This window comes from Micromonospora sp. ATCC 39149 (assembly GCF_000158815.1).
Taxonomy (GTDB): Bacteria; Actinomycetota; Actinomycetes; order Mycobacteriales; family Micromonosporaceae; genus Micromonospora.
On sequence record NZ_GG657738.1, the window covers coordinates 3,455,518 to 3,475,665 of the forward strand.

Annotated in this window: 17 protein-coding genes; 10 read left to right on the forward strand and 7 right to left on the reverse strand. The window is 74.6% G+C overall.

Annotated features, from left to right (window positions below; all coding sequences use genetic code 11):
• The first annotated feature begins 94 nt into the window (after positions 1-94).
• A complete protein-coding gene (locus tag MCAG_RS14675) occupies positions 95-3,283 on the forward strand; it encodes a UvrD-helicase domain-containing protein (RefSeq protein WP_007073769.1) in 3,189 nt (1,062 codons plus the stop codon).
• A gap of 98 nt (positions 3,284-3,381) precedes the next feature.
• Here MCAG_RS14675 and MCAG_RS14680 read toward each other — a convergent pair whose 3' ends face one another.
• Complete coding sequence (locus MCAG_RS14680; protein ID WP_007073770.1) at positions 3,382-4,116, reverse strand: A24 family peptidase; 735 nt, start codon at positions 4,114-4,116, stop codon at positions 3,382-3,384.
• 10 nt (positions 4,117-4,126) lie between these two features.
• Entirely contained in the window at positions 4,127-5,101 is a 975-nt protein-coding gene (locus MCAG_RS14685) for an EamA family transporter (RefSeq protein WP_232290178.1), read from the reverse strand.
• Between the two features lie 675 nt (positions 5,102-5,776).
• On the opposite strand from MCAG_RS14685, the gene MCAG_RS14690 reads away from it, so the two are divergent.
• The 3 genes from MCAG_RS14690 (at position 5,777) to MCAG_RS14700 (ending at position 8,724) form a co-directional block, all read left to right on the forward strand.
• The gene (locus tag MCAG_RS14690; protein WP_369751364.1) at positions 5,777-6,379 is read left to right on the forward strand and encodes a hypothetical protein; all 603 of its coding nucleotides are present in this window, start codon (positions 5,777-5,779) and stop codon (positions 6,377-6,379) included.
• Between the two features lie 495 nt (positions 6,380-6,874).
• Positions 6,875-7,309 (forward strand): hypothetical protein, encoded by a 435-nt coding sequence (locus MCAG_RS36255; RefSeq protein ID WP_369751365.1) that lies wholly within the window; start codon positions 6,875-6,877, stop codon positions 7,307-7,309.
• Between the two features lie 179 nt (positions 7,310-7,488).
• Positions 7,489-8,724, forward strand: coding sequence for an ATP-binding protein (locus MCAG_RS14700; protein WP_007073774.1), 1,236 nt, complete (start codon positions 7,489-7,491; stop codon positions 8,722-8,724).
• Positions 8,725-8,766: 42 nt separating this feature from the next.
• On the opposite strand, the gene MCAG_RS14705 is transcribed toward MCAG_RS14700, so the two are convergent.
• Complete coding sequence (locus tag MCAG_RS14705) at positions 8,767-9,312, reverse strand: GNAT family N-acetyltransferase (RefSeq protein WP_007073775.1); 546 nt, start codon at positions 9,310-9,312, stop codon at positions 8,767-8,769.
• Positions 9,313-9,469: 157 nt separating this feature from the next.
• Here MCAG_RS14705 and MCAG_RS14710 point away from each other — a divergent pair, with 157 nt between their 5' ends.
• Together MCAG_RS14710 and MCAG_RS14715 are read left to right on the forward strand one after the other, a co-directional pair.
• A complete protein-coding gene (locus MCAG_RS14710) occupies positions 9,470-10,015 on the forward strand; it encodes a DoxX family protein (RefSeq protein WP_007073776.1) in 546 nt (181 codons plus the stop codon).
• Positions 10,016-10,230: 215 nt separating this feature from the next.
• Positions 10,231-11,676, forward strand: a complete 1,446-nt coding sequence (locus MCAG_RS14715) for a glycosyltransferase 87 family protein (RefSeq protein WP_007073777.1) — start codon at positions 10,231-10,233, stop codon at positions 11,674-11,676.
• Between the two features lie 64 nt (positions 11,677-11,740).
• Here MCAG_RS14715 and MCAG_RS14720 read toward each other — a convergent pair whose 3' ends face one another.
• From MCAG_RS14720 to moaC, 4 genes are all read right to left on the reverse strand, one after another.
• On the reverse strand, positions 11,741-12,172 hold the full coding sequence (locus MCAG_RS14720; RefSeq protein WP_007073778.1) for a molybdenum cofactor biosynthesis protein MoaE: 432 nt from the start codon (positions 12,170-12,172) through the stop codon (positions 11,741-11,743).
• 28 nt (positions 12,173-12,200) lie between these two features.
• Positions 12,201-13,460 (reverse strand): molybdopterin molybdotransferase MoeA, encoded by a 1,260-nt coding sequence (locus MCAG_RS14725; RefSeq protein ID WP_007073779.1) that lies wholly within the window; start codon positions 13,458-13,460, stop codon positions 12,201-12,203.
• A gap of 164 nt (positions 13,461-13,624) precedes the next feature.
• Positions 13,625-14,095: a molybdenum cofactor biosynthesis protein B gene (locus tag MCAG_RS14730; protein WP_036377202.1), complete on the reverse strand. Its 471-nt coding sequence runs from the start codon at positions 14,093-14,095 to the stop codon at positions 13,625-13,627.
• Positions 14,092-14,583: a cyclic pyranopterin monophosphate synthase MoaC gene (gene moaC, locus MCAG_RS14735; RefSeq protein ID WP_036373499.1), complete on the reverse strand. Its 492-nt coding sequence runs from the start codon at positions 14,581-14,583 to the stop codon at positions 14,092-14,094. The genes MCAG_RS14730 and moaC overlap by 4 nt, the downstream gene beginning before the upstream one ends.
• Positions 14,584-15,158: 575 nt before the next feature.
• Between moaC and MCAG_RS14740 the strand changes: the two genes are divergently transcribed.
• The 4 genes from MCAG_RS14740 to MCAG_RS14755 are packed head-to-tail and all read left to right on the forward strand — an operon-like array spanning position 15,159 to position 20,098.
• Positions 15,159-17,690: a bifunctional diguanylate cyclase/phosphodiesterase gene (locus MCAG_RS14740; RefSeq protein WP_007073781.1), complete on the forward strand. Its 2,532-nt coding sequence runs from the start codon at positions 15,159-15,161 to the stop codon at positions 17,688-17,690.
• Complete coding sequence (locus MCAG_RS14745; protein WP_007073782.1) at positions 17,687-19,042, forward strand: glycosyltransferase 87 family protein; 1,356 nt, start codon at positions 17,687-17,689, stop codon at positions 19,040-19,042. Before MCAG_RS14740 ends, MCAG_RS14745 begins: the two co-directional genes overlap by 4 nt.
• Positions 19,039-19,674 carry a phosphoribosyltransferase gene (locus MCAG_RS14750; protein ID WP_007073783.1) on the forward strand — a complete coding sequence of 212 codons (636 nt, stop codon included), beginning with the start codon at positions 19,039-19,041 and terminating at the stop codon, positions 19,672-19,674. Before MCAG_RS14745 ends, MCAG_RS14750 begins: the two co-directional genes overlap by 4 nt.
• Before the next feature lie 22 nt (positions 19,675-19,696).
• The gene (locus tag MCAG_RS14755) at positions 19,697-20,098 is read left to right on the forward strand and encodes a zf-TFIIB domain-containing protein (RefSeq protein ID WP_007073784.1); all 402 of its coding nucleotides are present in this window, start codon (positions 19,697-19,699) and stop codon (positions 20,096-20,098) included.
• Positions 20,099-20,148: the final 50 nt, after the last annotated feature.

Below are 20,148 nucleotides of genomic sequence, written 5' to 3' on the forward strand. Positions count from 1 at the left end.
GTGGCACTCGATCGCCACGGTGTCCAAGGATTGCTCAGGTCACGCGTACGCGTGGCGGCGGGCGGGCCTCGGGGCTGGCGTGACAGGATGCGGCGTGCTCCCGTTCAGCGCCGCACCCCCGGATGGCCCCTCGCCGTTCGTCGCGGACCTGCACATCCACTCGAAATACTCACGCGCGTGCAGCCGCGACCTGACCATGCCGAACCTCGCCTGGTGGGCCCGGCGCAAGGGCATCGGCGTGCTCGGCACCGGCGACTTCACCCACCCCGCCTGGTACGACCACCTGCGCGAGACGCTGCACCCGGCCGAGCCGGGCCTGTACCGGCTCTCCCCGGAGGCGGAGCGGGACGTCGCCCGCCGGCTGCCGCCCCGGCTGGCCAGCGAGGCGGAGGCGGACCCGGTCCGGTTCATGCTCAGCGTGGAGATCTCCACGATCTACAAGCGGGACGACCGCACCCGCAAGGTGCACCACCTGGTCTACCTGCCCGACCTGGACGCGGTGGAGCGGTTCAACACCACCCTCGGGCGGATCGGCAACATCGCCTCCGACGGCCGGCCCATCCTCGGCCTCGACTCCCGCGATTTGCTGGAGATCACCCTGGAGGCCAGCCCGGACGGCTACCTCGTGCCGGCGCACATCTGGACGCCGTGGTTCTCGGCGCTGGGCTCGAAGTCCGGCTTCGACGCGATCGCCGACTGCTACGCCGACCTGGCCGAGCACATCTTCGCGGTGGAGACCGGGCTGTCGTCGGACCCGGAGATGAACTGGCGGGTAGGCAGCCTGGACCGCTACCAGCTCGTGTCCAACTCGGACGCCCACTCGCCGCCCGCGCTGGCCCGCGAGGCGACGGTGCTGGCCACCGGGCGCGACTACTTTGCGATCCGGGAGGCGCTGCGCACCGGCGACGGGCTCGCCGGCACCATCGAGTTCTTCCCCGAGGAGGGCAAGTACCACGCCGACGGGCACCGGCTCTGCGGCGTCAACTGGTCACCGGAACGGACCCGGGCGGCCGGCGGGCGCTGCCCCGAGTGCGGCAAGCCGCTCACCGTCGGGGTGCTCAGCCGCGTCGAGGAGCTGGCCGACCGGCCCGAGGGGCACCGGCCGGCCCACGCCCGGGACGTCACCCACCTGGTGCCGCTGGCCGAGATCCTCGGCGAGCTGAACCGGGTGGGCCCGAAGTCGAAGAAGGTCGAGGGAAAGCTCAACGACCTGGTCGCCGCGCTCGGCCCGGAGCTGGAGATCCTGACCCGCGCCCCGCTCGACGAGATCGGCCGGGTCGGCGGGGAGCTGCTCGCCGAGGGAATCGGCCGGCTGCGCCGGGGCGACGTGCGCCGGGTGCCCGGCTACGACGGCGAGTACGGGGTGATCACCCTCTTCGACCCGGACGAGCTGGGCGCGAAGGGGACGGGGGCGCAGGCGGAGACGCTGTTCGACGTACCCGTGCCGGCACAGCGACCGACCGCGGAGCCGGCGGCGAAGGCGAAACGCCCGGCTGCGGCGAAGGTCGAACCGAAGCGGAAGCCCGCCCCGCCGCCCCCGCCGCCGATCCCGCCGCAGCCATCCCCGCACGAGCCGTTCGAGCCGATGCTCGCCGGCATGGAGGAGGTCGGCACCGGGCTGCTGGACCGGCTGGACGCCATGCAGCGGGTGGCCGCGTCCGCGCCGGGCGGGCCGCTGCTGATCGTGGCCGGCCCCGGTACCGGCAAGACCCGGACGCTGACGCACCGGATCGCGTACCTGTGCGCCGAGCTGAACGTGTTCCCGGAGCGCTGCCTCGCGATCACCTTCACCCGGCGGGCCGCCGAGGAACTGCGGCACCGCCTCGACGGCCTGCTCGGGCCCGTCGCCGAGGACATCACCGTCGGCACGTTCCACTCGCTGGGCCTGACCATCCTGCGGGAGAACGCGGGCGCCGCCGGGCTGCCGGCCGACTTCCGCATCGCCGACGACGCCGACCGGGCGGCGGCGAAGGCCGAGGCGGGCGAGGACCAGGCGGCCTACGCCGCGCTGCTGCGCAAGCGGGACCTGGTCGACCTGGACGACCTGCTCACCCTGCCCGTCGAGCTGCTGTGCGCGGATCGGAAGCTGGCCCAGCGGTACCGGGACCGCTGGCAGTGGATCTTCGTAGACGAGTACCAGGACGTCGACGCCGTCCAGTACGAGCTGCTGCGGCTGCTCAGCCCCGCCGACGGCAACCTGTGCGCGATCGGCGACCCGGACCAGGCCATCTACTCGTTCCGGGGCGCGGACGTCGGCTACTTCCTGCGCTTCTCGCAGGACTTCACGGACGCCCGACTCGTGCGGCTGAACCGCAACTACCGGTCGGCGGCGCCGATCCTCGCCGCCGCCGTACAGGCCATCGCGCCGTCGTCGCTGGTCCGGGGCCGCCGGCTCGACCCGGCCCGACTCGACCCGGAGGCCCCGCTGGTCGGCCGGTACGCCGCCGCGTCCGTCGCCGACGAGGCCGACTTCGTCGTACGCACCGTCGACGACCTGGTGGGCGGCCTGTCCCACCGGTCCCTGGACTCGGGCCGCATCGACGGCCGGTCCACCTCGCTCTCCTTCTCCGACATCGCCGTGCTGTACCGGACCGACGCGCAGGCCGCCCCCATCGTGGACGCCCTCGCCCGCGCCAACGTGCCGGTGCAGAAGCGCTCGCACGACCGGCTGCGCGACCGGCCCGGGGTGGCCGCGATCGCCCGCGAGCTGCGGCACGCAGACGGCCTCGGCGGCGGCCTGCCGGCCCGGGTCCGCCTCGCCGCGCAGGTGGTCGCCGACCGGTTCGCCGCCCCCACCCTCGACGGCTCCGGCGCGGTACGCCCCGAGGAGGTCCGCGCCGCCGTGGACCTGCTCACTCCGCTGGCCCGGCGCTGCGGCGACGACGTGGAGCTGTTCCTGTCCCAGCTCGCCACCGGGGCCGAGGTGGACGCCCTGGATCCGCGCGCCGAGGCGGTCACCCTGCTCACCCTGCACGCCGCGAAGGGGCTGGAGTTCCCGGTCGTGTTCCTGGTCGGCTGCGAGGACGGCCTGCTCCCGCTGCGCTGGCCCGGATCGACGCCCGACGAGGACGCGATCGCCGAGGAGCGGCGGCTGTTCTTCGTCGGCCTCACCCGGGCCCAGGACCGGCTCTACGTCAGCCACGCGGCCCGGCGTACCCGGCACGGGTCGGAGCGGGACTGCCGGCCGACGCCGTTCCTCGACGTGATCGACCCGGGTCTGTTCGAGCGCCTGGGCGAGGCGGAACCCCGCCGCCCCAAGGACCGCCAACTCCGCCTGCTGTGAAAGGAAAGGCCCCCCTATTAACGCCTGAGGTAGAGAAAGGTTCCCTTCTCACCGCAGCCGGCGGGCGGCGCGACGGCTGGCGGGGTCGTGGGGGACGGTCAGGCGGTGAGGGTCGCCAGCCAGGCGCCGGCGAGCAGGGCCGGCCCGAGCGGCAGCGGGGTGTCCCGGCGTACCCGGCGGGCGGCCAGCAGGCCGAGCACGGCCAGCCCGTGCAGCACGTGCGGCAGGACCAACCCGGTCAACAGCCCCGGCCAGCCCAGCCAGCCGAGGGGCAGCCCCAACACGGCGGCCAGCTTCACGTCACCGAAGCCGAGCCGCGAGCCGGGCAGGAGGGCGAGCAGCGCGTACCCGGTGAACGACAGCCCTGCCCCGGCCAGTGAGGCGAGCAGCCGGCCTAGGCGGCCGTCGAACGTCGCCGCCGCGACCAGCCCGGCCACCGCGCCGAACGCCGCCAGGCCGACCAGCGGATCGGGCAGCCGCAGGCAGGCCAGGTCGACTGCCGCGAGCACCAGGCCGACCGCCGCCACCGCGAGGAACGCCGGCAGCGCCGCGCCGACACCGGGCGCGACGCCGAGCCCGCCGAAGACCGCAGCCGCCACCGCCGCCCAGGCCACCACCCGCCCCCGGGCCGCCACGTCCGGTCCGGCCGACGCCGCGTCCCTCGCCCCCAGTGCCCCGCGGCTGGGAACGAGCCGGGGTCCGGCGGTGAAGCGCCCGGCCAGCCACGGCACGAACGCCCCGATCACCGATCCGATCAGGGCGAGAACGAGAACGGCGGCGGTGGGCCGACTGGTCAGGACCAGGACGGCGACGGTCGGCGGGCCGGCGGGCACCGGCCGGACGTTACCGCCGCGCCGGTCGGGCCGCCGCCCCGGTCGGCCGTCCGAGGCGTTCCGTGCTGACCACCAGCGCGACCCCGGCGATGATCACCGCACCGCCGATCAGCACCTGGGCGGTGATCGGCTCTGCGGCCAGCAGCGCACCGAGCGCGACCGCGACGACCGGGTTCACGTACGCGTAGGTGGACACCAGCGAGATCGGCGCGTGGTGGAGCAGCCAGACGTACGCGGTGAACGCGACCAACGAGCCGGCGACCATCAGGTACGCGAGGGCGAGCCAGGATCGACCGGTGACCTGCCCGGGGTCGAAGTCCCGCAGCTCGCCCCGGGCGGCGGCGAGCACGGCCAGCGCGACCGCGCCGGCGACCATCTCGTAGACCGTGGCGACGAACGGATCCGTGGGCATCCGCAGTCGCCCGGCCAGGAACGAGCCGGCCGACCAGCAGGTGGCCCCCGCGACCACGGTCAGCGCGCCGGCCAGCGGCACCGCGCCCGACCCGCCGGTCGGCAGCACCAGCAGGATCAGGCCAAGGAAGCCCAGCGTCACCCCGGCGAAGGTCCACAGCCGTGGGCGGTCGCCGCTGACCGTCCGGAGCAGGACGACCAGCAGCGGGACGGTGGCGACCAGCAGCGCCGCGATGCCGGAGGGCACCGCCGTCCCGGGCGGGCCGGACTCGGCGAGCACCACCAGGCCGTTGCCGCCGGCCAGCAGGAGCACGCCGACGAGAGCGGCGGAGCCGAGCTGCCGCCGGTCGACGCGCAGGGCGCCGGCACCCCGACGTACCCGGAGAACGAGGGCGAGCACGACGGCCGCCGCGCCGAACCGGAGGCCGGCCGAGGCGAGGGCCGGCAGCGACTCCACCGCGACCCGGATACCCAGGTAGGTGGAGCCCCAGAGGACGTAGACGATGGCCAACGCCGTCCAGACCAGCGCCGCTCTGGTGGCCGGCGTGGCGGCGCCGCGGGTCGATTCCGGCACGGTCGGTACGGGGGGCGTAACCCGCCGGGGTGGTGATGTCATCGATTGGCCACGCTACGGTGACCACGGCGTCGGCGTCGCTGGTTGGTGGCCGGCCTCACCGCTCGGGGTAGGAGGGTGTGCATGTCGAACTACGGACCACCGGGTGAGGGTCCCGCGGGGCCGTGGCCCGGGCGACGACCCGACGACGGGTACGGCACGCCGGCCGAGTCGTGGGCGGGCGACGCCTGGGGGTACCCGGATGCGGGGTACCCGGATGCGGGGTACCCGGATGCGGGGTACTCGCCGCGCCGGTCGGGCGCGCCGGAGCCGGGCCCGTACCCGACGCAGGGCGGCTACCCACCCGGGCCGGGCCCGTACCCGACGCAGGGCGGCCATCACCCCGAGCCGGGTCCGTACCCGACCCAGGGCGGCCATCACCCCGAGGCAGGCCCGTACCCGACGCAGGGCGGCCATCACCCCGAGCCGGGCCCGTATCCGACCCAGGGCGGCCATCGACCCGAGCCTGGCCCCACGCGGCGTTACGGCCCCCCGCAGCCCGGCCCGCACCCGGCGGACCGGGCCCCGTGGCCGGGCGATCCCGGCGGGTTCGCGGCCGGCGCCCGGGAACCCGAGCCCGGCCCGTGGGAGCGGCCCGAGCCCCACGGCCCGGGGCACACCGAGGTGTACCGGCCGGTGCGGGCCGGCGCTAGGCACCCCGAGGACCGGTACGCCGACGACCGGTACGCCGCCGCGCCGTACCCGAGGTTCGGGGGCGCCCCTCCGCACCCGGATGAGCCCGCACCGCCGCCGTACCCGGGGAAGCCCGCGCCGCCGCCGGACCGCAGGCGCGGGCGTGCTCCGCTGATCACCGTGCTGGCCACCCTGCTCGTATTCGTGCTCGCCGGCGGCGCGGCCGTGTGGTACCTGCTCCGGCAGGACGATCCACCGCCCGCGGCCGGGCCGGCCTTGCCCAGCGCCGCTCCGACGGCGGAGGACACCCCGGCCGCGCCGACGGCCGCGCCCACCGCCCCGGCGCCCGAGTCGTCGGCCGATCCCCGGTTCGTCAAGGTGGGACAGTGCGTCCGCAACGAGGGGCCGGCCGGCGGCAAGCCCAAGCTGCTGATCAGCCCGTGCGGCCCGAAGACGTACGAGGTGCTGCGCCGGTTCGACGGGCAGACCAGCGGGGAGAAGGACGCCGAGGCGAAGTGCGCCAAAGTGACCGGATACACCAACTGGTACTTCTTCGACAGCCAGCTGGACACCCTCGACTTCGTGCTCTGCCTGAAGCTCCGCTGACTCGCGCTTGCTCCGCTGTCGCCGGTATCCGGCGTCACGCCCTCCGTCCGCCACACCCCTGGGGAGGAAGAGATGTCATCCTTCGGACCACCCGGTTCCGGCGCACCCGACGACCCCTACGCCCGCCCGCCCGCCGGCCCGCCGGTCGACCCGACCCTGCCGCAGTGGGGCCAGCCCCCGGCCGGCGGCGGCGAGCCGCCGACCGCGCCGCTGTGGGGCCAGCCGGGCCATCCGCCGGCCGCGCCCGGCCCCGGCCAGGCGGGATCCCCACCAGGCCAGTCGGGCTATCCGCCGCCCGGATCCGCTGCCGGCCAGCCCGGCGGGTATCCGCCGCCCGGTCCCTTCCCGCCCGCCGGCCAACCCGGCGGGTATCCACCCCCTGGTCCGTTCCCGCCCGCCAACCAGCCGGGCCAGGCCGGGCCGTGGGCCCCGCAGCCGCCTCCGGGGTACGGGCCCGCGCCCCTCGCCCCGCCCCCGTCCCGCACGGGCCGCCGGATCGGCCTGATCATCGCTTTGGTGGTCGTGCTGCTGCTCTGCCCCTGCCTCGGCCTGGCCGGATGGGGAATCTGGCGGGCGACCGACGACGGCGGCTCGGCCGCGCCGGCGGTGACCACGCCGGCGGTGCCGACGGACGAGCCGAGCGACGAGCCGACGGCCGCTCCGACCACGGCCGAGCCGAGCCCGACCGAGGACGACGACCAGGACTTCGCCAGGGGCGACTGCGTGGTGAACGACGGCACGGACGCCGACGCCGACCTGCGGAAGGTCCCGTGCGGGCCGGACACGTACGAGGTCCTGCTGCGCATCCCCGGCACCACGAACGGCGACCGGTGCAAGACCGCGTCGCCGAGCGCGACCGCGAACTTCGTCAGCGACAACCCGATCAACGCCCTGGACTACGTGCTCTGCCTGAAGAAGCGCATTAGCTGAAGGAGCGCCGAGCCGAGCCGGCCGGTCGCCGGGGAGATCCGGGGCCGCTACCCGAAACTAGGGGTGTCTAGCGTGGACGCTAGACAGCCCTAGTTTTGCCTCGACGGCCGGCGACACGCCGGTAGCGTCCTCTACGGACGTCTAGCCCCGCAGCTAGACGGCCCGATACTGTGCGATTCGTGGATCCGGTCCGCAACCCGTACGCCCCGGGCGCCGGCCAGCGCCCGCCCGAGCTCGCGGGGCGGGGGCGGGAACTCGACGTCTTCGACGTCGTCCTGGAGCGAATCGCGCGGGGCCGTCCCGAGCGCAGTCTGATGCTCACCGGCCTGCGCGGCGTGGGGAAGACCGTGCTGCTCAACACCCTCCGCTCGCAGGCGATCAACCACCTCTGGGGCACCGGCAAGATCGAGGCGCGGCCGGAGCAGTCGCTGCGCCGCCCGATCGCCGCCGCGCTGCACATGGCGGTGCGGGAGCTGGCGCCCCGGCACCGCGCCCCGGACCGGATCGACGCGGTCCTCGGGGTGCTGAAGGCGTTCGCCCAGCGGACCGCGCCGACCGGGCGGGCGGGTACGGCCCCGAAGCTGCGCGACCGCTGGCAGCCCGGCATCGACGTGCCGGCCGCGACCGGCCGGGCCGATTCCGGCGACATCGAGATCGACCTGGTGGAGTTGCTCAGCGACGCCGCGGCGGTGGCCGCCGACGTCGGCACCGGCATCGCCATCTTCATCGACGAGATGCAGGACCTCGGCCCCGAGGACGTCTCGGCGCTCTGCGCCGCCTGCCACGAGCTGTCGCAGCTCGGCGCGCCGCTGATCGTGGTGGGCGCGGGCCTGCCGCACCTGCCGGCCGTGCTCAGCGCGGCCAAGTCGTACTCGGAGCGGCTGTTCCGCTACCAGCGCATCGACCGGCTCGACCGGATCGCCGCCGACCAGGCGCTCTGCGCGCCGGCCGAGCGCGAGCAGGTCGAGTACGAGCCGAAGGCCCTCGACCTGCTCTACGAGAAGTCGGGTGGCTACCCGTACTTCGTCCAGGCGTACGGCAAGGCCACCTGGGACCATGCGCCGCGCTCCCCGATCACGGACGCGGACGTCCGGGTGGCCGCCCCCGAGGCGGAGGCGGAACTCGCGGTCGGCTTCTTCGGTTCCCGGTTCGAGCGGGCCACGCCGGCCGAGCGCGAGTACATGCGTGCGATGGCCAGCCTGTCCCTGGTCGAGGGGGACGCGGAGGGCCGGGACGACATGGACGCGGCCGTGCCGACCGCCGAGATCGCCCGTGCGCTCGGGCGCAAGCCGGCGAGCCTCTCGCCGGCGCGGGACGCGCTCATCAAGAAGGGGCTGATCTACTCCGGTGAACGCGGCACGGTCGCGTTCACCGTCCCGCACTTCGGCCGGTACCTGCGCACCCAGCCCGCCTGACGGCGAGGCACCGCACCCGGCCCACCTGCCACCCGGCTGCGGTCAGACCTTCGACCAGGGCGGCGGGAACAGCACCTCGCCCCGGGGCACGAGGCCGTCCCCACTGGTGCTGGCGGGCAGGACCAGCGCCTGCCACGGATCACCCAGGCCGGACCACGGGCTGGTGAGCCCCATCCGGTCGGCGCGGGTGAACCCGAACCGCCGGTAGTACGCCGGGTCACCGAGCACCACCACGAGTCGCTCACCCAGCTCGGTGGCGGCGTCCAGGGCTGCCTGCACCACGGCCGTGCCGTGCCCGATCCGCTGCCGGTGGGGTGCGACCGCCACCGGGCCGAGGGCCAGCGCCGGGGCGGGCTGGTCGTCGTCGCGGACCTGGACCCGGGTGAGCAGGGCGTAGCCGACGACCTCGCCGCCGTACTCGGCGACCATCGCCAGCTCGGGAATCCAGGCGTCGGTGCCGCGCAGGTCCTCGACCAGCCTTACCTCGGGCGGTGTCGCCACGTCCGGGCGGGCGAACGCGGCGGTCAACACCCGTCGGACCGGGGCGGTATCCGCCGGGCCCTCGGGACGCAGCCGCAGAGTCGTCACCCGCCGAGGTTACCCGCCGGGCAGAGTCCACCAGCAACGGTCACCCCGATCGGCGTGGCGCTGAACGGTTCATGGGCGCGTGCGCGACGTCCACGTACACCGATCGGATCGGGCCGTTGCAGGGGTAGCCGACCCCGCGGCGGGGTATGACTGATTCATGACACCCGTGCGTTCCCTCGCCCGCGTCATGATGAGCGGCATCTTCGTGGTCAGCGGCGCCCGCAACCTCCAGCACCCGGGCCGGCTGGCGGCGGCGGCAAAGCCGGTCACCGACCGGGTGACCCCGCTGCTCCAGCAGATCTCCCCCCGCATCCCCACCGATACCGAGACGCTCATCCGCGCCAACGCGGCCGCCCAGCTCATCAGCGGTTTGATGCTGGCCACCGGGAAGTTCACCCGCCCGGCCGCGCTGGTGCTCGCCGGCACACTGATCCCGACCACCGCCGCCGGCCATCCCTTCTGGAACAGCGACGACCCGGCCGAGCGGACGCAGAACCAGATCCACTTCCTGAAGAACCTCGGGCTCTTCGGCGGGCTGCTGCTGGCCGCCGCCGACACCGAGGGAAAGCCGGGCCTGCGGTGGCGCGCCGGTCACCGGATCGGCCACTCGCGACGGTCGGTGGCCCGGGCCGTCCGGACCACCCGCCGCGAGGCCCGGATCGCCGTACGCTCGGCCGCCGCCGCCCGTCGACTGCCCGGCTGACCTGCCTCGCAGCCCCCGCTGCCACGGTCTGCACCCCCACAAGGCCACGAATTACCTGAACCGCCCGGTAGGCGTTAACGCGGTGGAAATGTAAAAAACCAGTGTGGGATCGGACACGGTCGCATAACGCGGGAGGCATCAACGTGAGGTGCCGTTCTAGGCTCCGTGCTGGACCTGGACGGGTAGGACGACCTTGGTATGGGGGTGGCCACGCCATGCCGGCGATCGTCGGACGACGGATGGACCGCCTCGCCCCGGTCCGCCGCGCGACCCGTGGGGTCGACCGCAGGACCTTGGTACGGGCCGGTGTCGTGGCCACCGTCGCGTACGCCGCGTGGCTCGCGATCGGCGCCTTCGGACGGCCGTACAACTTCTTCGACATGAAGATCTACCACGGCGCGGTGGTGTGGTGGGCGAGCGGCAACGAGCTGTACGACTTCATCGCGCCTTCCACCACGCTCGGCTTCACCTACCCCCCCTTCGGCGCGCTGGTGATGCTGCCCATGGCGCTGGTGCCGGTGGACGCCGCCGGCTGGCTGAACGCGCTGGCCAGCATCGGCGCGCTCGCCCTCGTCCTGGCCGGGCTGCTGCGACCGATCGTCGACCGGCTGGGCTGGCCGCTGTGGTACACGGTGGGCATCGCGACGCCGATGGCGATCGCCATCGAGCCGGGGCGCGAGACTCTCGGCTACGGGCAGGTCAACCTGCTGCTGTTCGCCCTGATCATGGCCGACCTGATCGGGCTGCGCTGGCGGGCGAGGCGAGGCACCCGGTTCGGCCCCGACACCGGGCCGCTGCGGCGGTTCGTGTTCAGCGGGGCGTGGGCCGGGGCCGGCATCGGCCTGGCCACCGCCGTCAAGCTGACCCCGGCGCTGTTCATCGCGTACCTCATGATCACCCGGCAGTGGCGGGCGGCGGCCACGGCGGTCGGCACCACGATCGGGGTGACCCTCGCCGGGTTCGCGCTCGTCGGCACCGAGTCGCGGGCGTACTTCGGCGGCGTGCTCTGGCAGACCGAGCGGGTCGGCGCGGCCGACATGACCCCGAACCAGTCCCTCGCCGGCCTGCTGGCCCGGCTCTACGACTCGATCGAGACCCCCGGGCTGCTCTGGCTGTCGTTCTCGGTGCTGATGCTCGCGCTCGGGCTGTCCCGGGCGGTCAGCGCGCGCACCGACGGCGACGAGCTGACCGCGTTCACCCTGGTCGGGCTCACCGCGAACGTGGTCAGCCCGATCTCCTGGTCGCACCATCTGGTCTGGGTCATCCCGGCGGTCGTCGTCCTGGCCGACGCCGCGGTACGCCGCCGGGAGGCGAGCCGGAGCCTGGTGCAGCGCCCCGGCCAGGCGTCGTCCTACGGTGGGCCGCCCGGGGTCAACGGGCTGCGCCCGCCGATCTGGTACCCGACGTTGACCGGCCTACGGCACGGCGTGGCCGCGGTGGGGCTCTACCTGCTGTTCCTGATCTCGCCCATCTGGCCGTACGAGCACCAACTCCCCGAGGTGTCGCACTACCAGGACGGCCTGTTCGGCGCGCTGATGGAGAACTCGCTGGCCGTGGCCCTGATCGTGCTGGTCGCCGCGCTGCCATGGCGACCTGGTGCCGAGCCGACCTTCTACTCCGACCGGTTCGGCCGCGCCACCCAGGTCACCGGCCGCCGCTGAGGCCGACCACCGGCGCCGGCAGGGCGGGGCACCGCCGTCGGACTGCCGCGCGTGGACACCCGCGTCAGGGGCAGTTGACCCACTCCTCGGTGCCGTCGGCGAACACCTGCCGCTTCCAGATCGGCAGCCGCGCCTTCACCTCGTCGACCAGCCGGGCGCAGGCGGCGAAGGCGGCGGCCCGGTGCGCGGTGCTCACCGCCGCGACCAGGGCCGCGTCGCCGATGGCGAGCGGGCCGACGCGGTGCGACACGGCGACCGCGTAGACGTCCGGGTCGGCGGCGACCTCGGCGGCGACCTCCCGGAGCACGGCGGCCGCGCTCGGGTGTCCCTCGTACTCCAGGCTGGTCACGGCGCGGCCGTGGTCGTGGTCGCGGACCACGCCCTGGAACGACACCACCGCCCCGGCCCGCCGGTCGGCGACCGCCGCCTCATGTGCGGCCAGGTCCAGCGGCTCGGCGGTGACCGTGCCGAAGACGGTCGACTCCTCGATCGTCACCGGGCACGCCCTCCCGCAAAAAAGCCCGTCACCAGGACCGCTCCCCCGGCACCAGGGGCAACGGCACGACCGGCACCCGCGCGCCCGGCTCGCCGGTCGTGCCCGGCCGGACGACCGCGAACCCGTCGGCGCCGGCCAGCCCGCGCAGCATCGCCGACCCGACGTGCCGGACCGGGTGGGCGGTGCCGGCGACCCGGTCCAGCCGAACCAGGGCCAGGTGGGTGTAGTCGCCGCGCCCCGGCACCGCCTCGGCCAGCGTGGCGTGCGGCAGCACCGGCATCGGCCGGCCCTGTAGGCCGGCCAGCAGCGGCGCGACCAGCGAGACCAGCGCGACGATCGCGGACTGCGGATTGCCGGGCAGGCCGGCGACGAAGCGGACCCGGCCGTCCGGGTCGACCAGCCGGGCCAGCAGCATCGGGAACCCCGGGCGGACCGCGACCGTGTTGACCACGTAGTCCGCGCCGAGCGCCTCCAGGGTGGGGTGCAGGTGGTCGACCGGGCCGTGCATCGTCCCGCCGGTGGTGCAGACCAGATCGGCGGTGGCCAGCGCCGCGCGCAGGGCCGCCACGTGCGCCGGCAGGGTGTCCGCCACCGGGCCGACCACGTCGGCCGGGCGCACCTGGCAGCCGTACCGGCGCAGCCACGCCGGCACGGCCGGCCCGAGGGCGTCGCGGACCCGGCCGGCGGCCGGCGCACCCGACGTCAGCAGCTCGTCGCCGAAAACCAGCAGCGCGGCGCGGGGCGGCCGGCGCACCCGCAGGGTGTCGTGCCCGCAGGAGGCGGCCAGGCCGATCACCGAAGGGTCGACCGGGGTGCCCGCCGGGAGCAGTTTCTCACCGGCGTACGCCTCCTCGCCCGGGTTGCGCCACTCCGGGTTCGGCCGGGGGGTACCGGCGACCCGGCCGTCGGCGGTACGGCTGGACTCCTCGACCCGCAGGATCGCGGTGACCCCCTCGGGCACCATCGCGCCGGTGGCGATCTCGACGGTGGTGCCGTCCTCGGTCAGCGGGGCCGGGCTGCCGCCGGCCAGCACCCGCCCGACGACCCGCCACGGCCCGTCCCCGCGCACCGCCCAGCCGTCCACGCTGGAGGTGGGAAAGGCGGGCAGGTCGGTGCGGGTGGCCAGCGCCTCGGCGAGGGTGTGCCCATCGGTGTCGGCGAGCGGCCGGCCGACGGCGGGCAGCGCGGCGGCGAGGCCGGCGGCGTACACCCGGGAGCGGGCCTCCTCCCAGCTGGCCGACGGCGGTACGGCGACCTGTTCCGCGGCGGACGCGGTTTCCGTGCTCACCGGGCGAGCCTATCGCCGGCCGGTGGGGCCCGCCCCGCCAGTGGCCGCGCCGTCCCACGCGCGCGGCCAATGGTCGTCGGGCCGCCCGGGCACCGGCGGGCCGAGGTGGGCCAGATCCGGGCACCGGCGGACCGGGTAGGCCGAGGTGGGCCGGGGTGGATCGCTCAGTGGTCGCCGCCGCGGAGCTGGTCGACGGCGTGGGTCAGGATCGGGCCGAGCACGGCGAGGCCGTCGCGGGCGCCGCCGGTGGAGCCGGGCAGGTTGACCACCAGCATCCGGCCGACCACCCCGGCGACGCCCCGGGAGAGCGCCGCCGTCGGCACCCGGTCCCGGCTGTACGCGCGGATCGCCTCGGCGATGCCGGGGATCTCGTGGTCGAGCAGCGCACGGGTCACGTCCGGGGTGCGGTCGGTCGGGGTGATCCCGGTGCCCCCGCTGGTCAGCACCACATCCATCCCGTCGGTCAGGGCGGCCCGCAGCGCCGCGCCGACCGGCTCCCCGTCGGGCACCACCACGGGGTCGTCGACCTGGCAACCCAGCTCGCGCAGCCCGGCGACGAGCAGCGGTCCGCTGGTGTCGGCGTAGACCCCGGCCGACGCGCGGTTGGAGGCGACCACCACCCGGGCGCGGATCACGGCCGGTCCGCCGGTCGCTGCCACAGGCCGGTCTTGCCGCCCTCCTTGCGCAGGACCCGCACCGCGTCGACCGACGCCGCCGGGTCGACGGCCTTGACCATGTCGACCAGGGCGAGTCCGGCGACCGCGACGGCCGTCAGCGCCTCCATCTCCACGCCGGTACGGTCGGCGGTCCTCGCGGTGGCGGTGATCTCGACGGTGTCGTCGGTCAGCGCGAACTCGACCGTCACGCCGTGCAGCGCGATCGGGTGGCAGAGCGGGATCAGGTCGGAGGTCCGCTTCGCGCCCATGATGCCGGCAAGCCGGCCGGCGGCGAGCGCGTCGCCCTTGGGCAGCCCGTCGCGGCGCAGCAGGTCGACCACCTCGGGGGTGGTCCGCAGCCGGCCGGCGGCCGTCGCGAGCCTGCCGGAGACCGCCTTGGCGGAGACGTCGACCATACGGGCCGCGCCCGCCGCGTCGACGTGGGTGAGCTGCCCGGGATCCGTCACGGTCGTGAGCCTATCCTCCGGGCGGCGCGCCTCCGGTCGCCGACGGTGGGTGTCCGCAGGGAATCTGTAGGGCGTCGATTTCCCACGGCTACCTGGCATAAGGCCGCATAACAGATCAAAGTGACATCAAATCTCAGGCCAGTCGGCCGACTAATGGCGACGCCCAGACAATTCATTGAGCTCACCGCGAGTACCACGCGACGAACCGGCACCCGCACGTGGAGTTACTGGACGGACCGGGGAGAGACGAATGGGAAGCGCGATCCGATAATCATGGCAGAACTCCCAAAAGCAGCGCGGTGAGTTTCCGGACAGAGACGGTGAGTAACAGAAACCGTAAACCTTGCCGCATACTGCGCATATGGACACTTAATCGCCCGAACAACCACGAAACGCCTTAAGATTCTGCACATCAGCCAGGCCCGGGCAGCAACGGCCGACGAAGGACCTGAGACGAAAGGTGGGACCATGAAGGCGCACGACTGGCTCTGATCGATACTTTCTCTGAGGCCTGACCGGCCGTAAAGTTCCGAGATACGCACTGCCAGGAATCATGAACGGCAGAGGGACGAAACGTGACTCGGACCACCAGACACGACAGTGAGACCGATCGGCGGCTTCTGCTGCTTGTCGGTCTCGTCGTGTTTCTCGCCGCAGCCGCCGTCGCGCTGAGCGTGTACCGAATCGCATCCGGCGGACCGCCCGGCCACCGGGAACTCGTCCAGGCGTCGACGGTCGTCTTCCTCGTGGCGGTGGCGGCAACCGTCAACGTGCGAATCCGCATCCGGGCCACCACGCACGGCGTCTCCTGGACCGAGGTCGCGGTGCTCGTCGGGCTCGCGGTCGCACCGGTTCCCTGGGTGATCCTCGCCACGGGGCTGGGCGTCGGTGTCGCCCGGGCCCTCGTGCGACTGGTGCCCCTCAAGCTCGCCTTCGGCGTCGCCAAGGACACGGTGACGGCGACAGCCGGCGGAATCGTGCTGCTGCTGTTCGACTGGACCTGGCCCATCACCGGAGCGTTCAGCCGGACGATCTGGGCCCTCGTCGCGGCGTACCTCGTGGTCGTCGTCCTCGACGAGGCGCTGACCTTCCCTGTCATCGGCCTCGCCACCCGCACCCGGATCCGCGACCTTTTCCGCGAGCACTACGACCTGCGGATCACCAGCGCGATCGCCCGGTTCCTCGTCATCGTCGCCACCCTGCTCATCCTCAACAGCAACCCCAGCTTCCTGATCGTCGTGCCACCGCTGGTGCTGAGCCTGCACCTCACCTACTCCAGCCGGGTCCGCAACCGGGCCGAACGCGACGCGTGGCAGCGACTGGCCCGGACCACCGACGCGCTCAACGTCGTCGACCTCGACAAGGTCCTCACCACCGCCGTCACCCAGGCCGCCGAGCTGTTCTCCGCCGACGAGGTCGAGATCGGCCTGCGCGAGCCCGGCCGGACCGTCCGGGGTTCCGCCGGCACCCTCACGTACGACGGGCCGACCGAGCCCAGCGGCACGGTGGACGGGTCGGTGATCTCCGCCCGCCTGGAGGGACACGACCGCACCGTCGACGTCGGCACCCTCCGCCTGCGGTTCCGCGGCCCCGTCCGGCTCTCCGAACGCGAGCAGTACACCCTGCGTACCTTCGCCTCGGCGCTGTGCACCGCGGTCCGCAACGCCCAGGCGTACGCCGAGCTGGCCCGCGTCGCCAACGAGCACGCGTACGCGGCGACCCACGACATCCTGACCGGCCTGGCCAACCGGCGACACCTGCTGGACCAGGGCAGCGAGCAGCTCAACGCCCGGTACGCCGACGGGGTCACCGCGCTCGTCCTGATCGACCTCAACCACTTCAAGGAGGTCAACGACACCCTCGGCCACGCCGCCGGCGACCAGGTGCTCATGCAGGTGGCCGACCGGCTGCGCGGCGCCGCCCAGGGCGGCGACCTGGTGGCCCGTCTCGGCGGCGACGAGTTCGCCGTGCTCCTGCGCGGCCTGCCCGCCCCGGCGGTGGCCGCGCACCGGGCCGAGGCCCTGCTCGCCGCGCTGTACGAGCCCCTCGACCTCGACGGCATGCGGATCAGCGTGGAGGCCAGCGGCGGCATCTCCGTCGCGCCGGCCAGCGGCGGGATGCCCGAGCTGCTGCGCCGCGCCGATGTCGCGATGTACCAGGCGAAGCGCGCCGGCCAGCGGATCTCCACCTACGCGCCGACCCGGGACACCGCCGACCTCGGCCGGCTCACCCTCGGCGGGGAGCTGCCCCGGGCGGTCGCCGACCACGAGTTCACCGTCAACTTCCAGCCCATCGTCGACCTCTGCACCGGCGAGGTGACCAGCGCGGAGGCGCTGGCCCGCTGGCACCACCCGGTGCATGGCGTGATCGACCCGCTGCGCTTCCTGCAGGCCGTCGAACGCTCCGGCCTGCTCCCCGCGTTCGCCGAGGCGATCCTCGACCAGGCGCTCATCGCCGCTGGCACCTGGCGCGCCGCCGGCTTCGACCTGCCGGTGGCGGTCAACGTGTCGCCGCGCAGCCTGCTCGACGCCCGATTCCCCGGCTCCGTGCTGGCCCGGCTGCGCGCCCACGACCTGCCGCCGGACCGGTTGATCCTGGAACTGACCGAGACGCTGACCCTCAGCCAGCTCGACGTGGTCGACCGGGTGCTCAGCCGGCTACGCGACGAGGGCGTCCGGCTGGCCCTGGACGACTTCGGCACCGGCTACTCGTCCCTCTCCCTGCTCTCCCGCATCCCCGTTCACGAACTCAAGATCGACCGCAGCTTCGTGTCGGCCATGGAGGGATCGGCCGAGGCCGCCGCCGTCATCCGGTCCACCCTCGACCTCGGCCGCAGCCTCGGGCTCACCGTGGTCGCCGAGGGAGTGGAGAGCGAGCCGCAGCGCCGCGCCCTCTGGGAGCTGGGCTGCACCGCCGGGCAGGGCCACCTCTTCGGCCGCCCCGTGCCGGCCGGCACGCTCCTGTCCACCCTGCACCGCGGCTTCGGCGGCCGCGCCGGTGCCCTCGCCCCACCGCTGCACGACGCGGGTGCCGTGCTCCGGCTCCCCGCCGGGCGCCGGCAGGGCGGGCGGGGCCGGCCAGAGCGTCTGCCACACTTGCCCGCGTGACCGTCGCCGCCGACCGGACCACCCGCACCCCCGCGAGCTGGCGCAGGATCGACCGAGCCGCCGGCGGCCTCGCCCTCGACCTCGGCCTGTACGCCGCCTCCGCCGCGTTCGCGGCCGTCACCGCCGCCACGTCCACCCTGCCCCCGCACCGCGCCTGGGGGGCCGTCGCCGCGTTCGGGTACCTGCTCGCCGCGCTCGCCGTCGCCGGCCAACTGGCCGCCCGCCGCCGGGACGCCGCCGCGCCGCTGGCCGGGCTGCCGGCCCGCTGGGCGGTCACCGGGTTCGCCTGGGCCGCCACCACGTTGTCGCCGCTGCTCCTCCAGAGCGCGCAGCGGGCAGGCGGCCGAATCGACCGGGCACAGGAGGAGGTGGTGGTCGTCGAGCACAGCGGCAACCGCCTCGTCGAGACCGGCACGCCCTACCTGGGGCACGACGCGATCGCCGCGCTCCCCGCCGACGACCGGCTGCTCGGTTACACCCCGTACCAGCCGGGGATGGCCCTGTTCGGCCTACCGCGCGCCGTCGCCGACGGCTGGTGGACCGACGCCCGGGTCTGGTTCGCGCTCGCCACCGCCCTGTTCCTCGCCCTGGCGGTGCGCGCCCTGCGACCTGCCGACCCGGCCGCCGCCGGCGACCGGCCGGCGGCGGTGCTGCGCGGCATCCAGGCGGCGACCGTGCTGCCGATCTGCGCCCTGACCCTGGCCACCGGCGGCGACGACCTGCCGGTGCTCGCACTCTGCCTGCTGGCCCTCGCGCTCGCCGCCGCCGACCGGCCGGGCCGGGCTGGGCTCGCGATCGGGGCGGCGGGCGCGCTGAAGCTGTTCGCCTGGCCGGTCGCCCTCGTGCTGATCGCCTGGGCGGCCACCCGACGCTCCGCCGGGAAGCTCGCGCTCGGCGCGCTCGGCCTGCCGGCGCTCGCCCTGCTCCCGGCGCTGCTCGTCGACCGGGACGCACTGGTCGAGAATGTGCTGCGCCTGCCGCTCGGTCACGGTCTGGTGACCAGCCCGGCGCAGTCCCCGTTCCCCGGCCACCTGATCGCGACCGCCCTGCCCGCCGGCCGGGTGATCGCCGCCGCGCTGCTCGTCGCGGCCGGGGCGGCGATCGCCGCCCGGCTCCTGCGCCGCCCGCCCCGCACGGCCGCCACCGCCGCCCTGATCTGCGCGTACGGGCTGCTCGCGGCCATCCTGCTGATGCCCGCCACCCGCTTCGGGTACCTGCTCTACCCGGTGGCCCTGCTGGCCTGGGCATCCGCCCTGACCCGTCCCGCGCCGGACGCCGCGGCCACCCTGACGGGGGGCTTCGCCGCCGACCGCCGGCGCGGCCGGCCGCCAAGGCGTACACCTGAGGTATGACGACGACCTTTCGCGACCGGGAAGACGCCGGCCGGGTCCTCGCCGACCGGCTCGCCGGCCTGGTCGGGCGGCGCGACGTCACCGTGCTCGGCCTCGTCCGGGGCGGCGTGCCGGTGGCCCGGGTGGTCGCCGAGCGACTCGGCGTCCCCCTCGACGTGCTGGTGGTCCGCAAGCTCGGCCTGCCCCTGGCCCCCGAGGTGGCCTTCGGCGCGCTCGGCCCCAACGGCGTACGGGTGCTCAACGAGACGGTGGCCGCCCGGCTCGGCCCCGGGGATGTCGCCGAGGTGCAGCGCCGCGAGCAGGCGGAACTGGAACGCCGCGAGCGCCGCTACCGGGCCGGCCGCCCCCCGCTCAACCTGACCGGCCGCACCGCCGTCGTCGTCGACGACGGCCTGGCCACGGGGGCCACCGCCCGCGCCGCCGTCCAGGTGGCCCGGCGACTCGGTGCCAGCCGGGTGGTCGTCGCGGTGCCGGTCGGCTCCCAGGAGGCGTACGAGATGCTCGCCGCCGAGGCCGACGAGGTCGTCTGCGCCGAGCGGCCCGCCGACTTCGGCGCGGTCGGCGCCTACTACGAGGACTTCCACGAGGTCGCCGACGACGAGGTGACCGACGCGCTGGCGGCGATCGGGTGACTTCACCGGGTACCTTCGGGTAATGCAGCTCACCTGTCCTAAGTGTCACGGAGACATGCGCCAGTACGAGCGCAGCGGAGTCGTCATCGACCAGTGCGGCGAATGCCGGGGGATCTTCCTCGACCGCGGCGAACTGGAGAAGCTGTTCGAGGCCGAGGCGAACTGGAACCGCCAGCAGTCGGTGGTCGGCCCGAACCCGACACAGCCCGCCCAGGTGCCCGGCGGCTACCCGCCGCCCCCGCCGCCCGCTTACCAGCAGCAGCCGGGCTACGGCGCGGTTCCGCCACCTCCTCCGCCGCCGCCCACGCACGGCTACCCGCCGCCCGCCCCCGCGCACGGCGGGCACAGCCAACCGCACGGCTACCACGGCCACTACCGGCGCAAGAAGCACCACGGCGGCTTCCTCGGCGAACTCTTCGACTGACCGGGCGCGCCCGCAGGGTGCGGGCGCCTGACCGTGTCGGCGACGTGGGG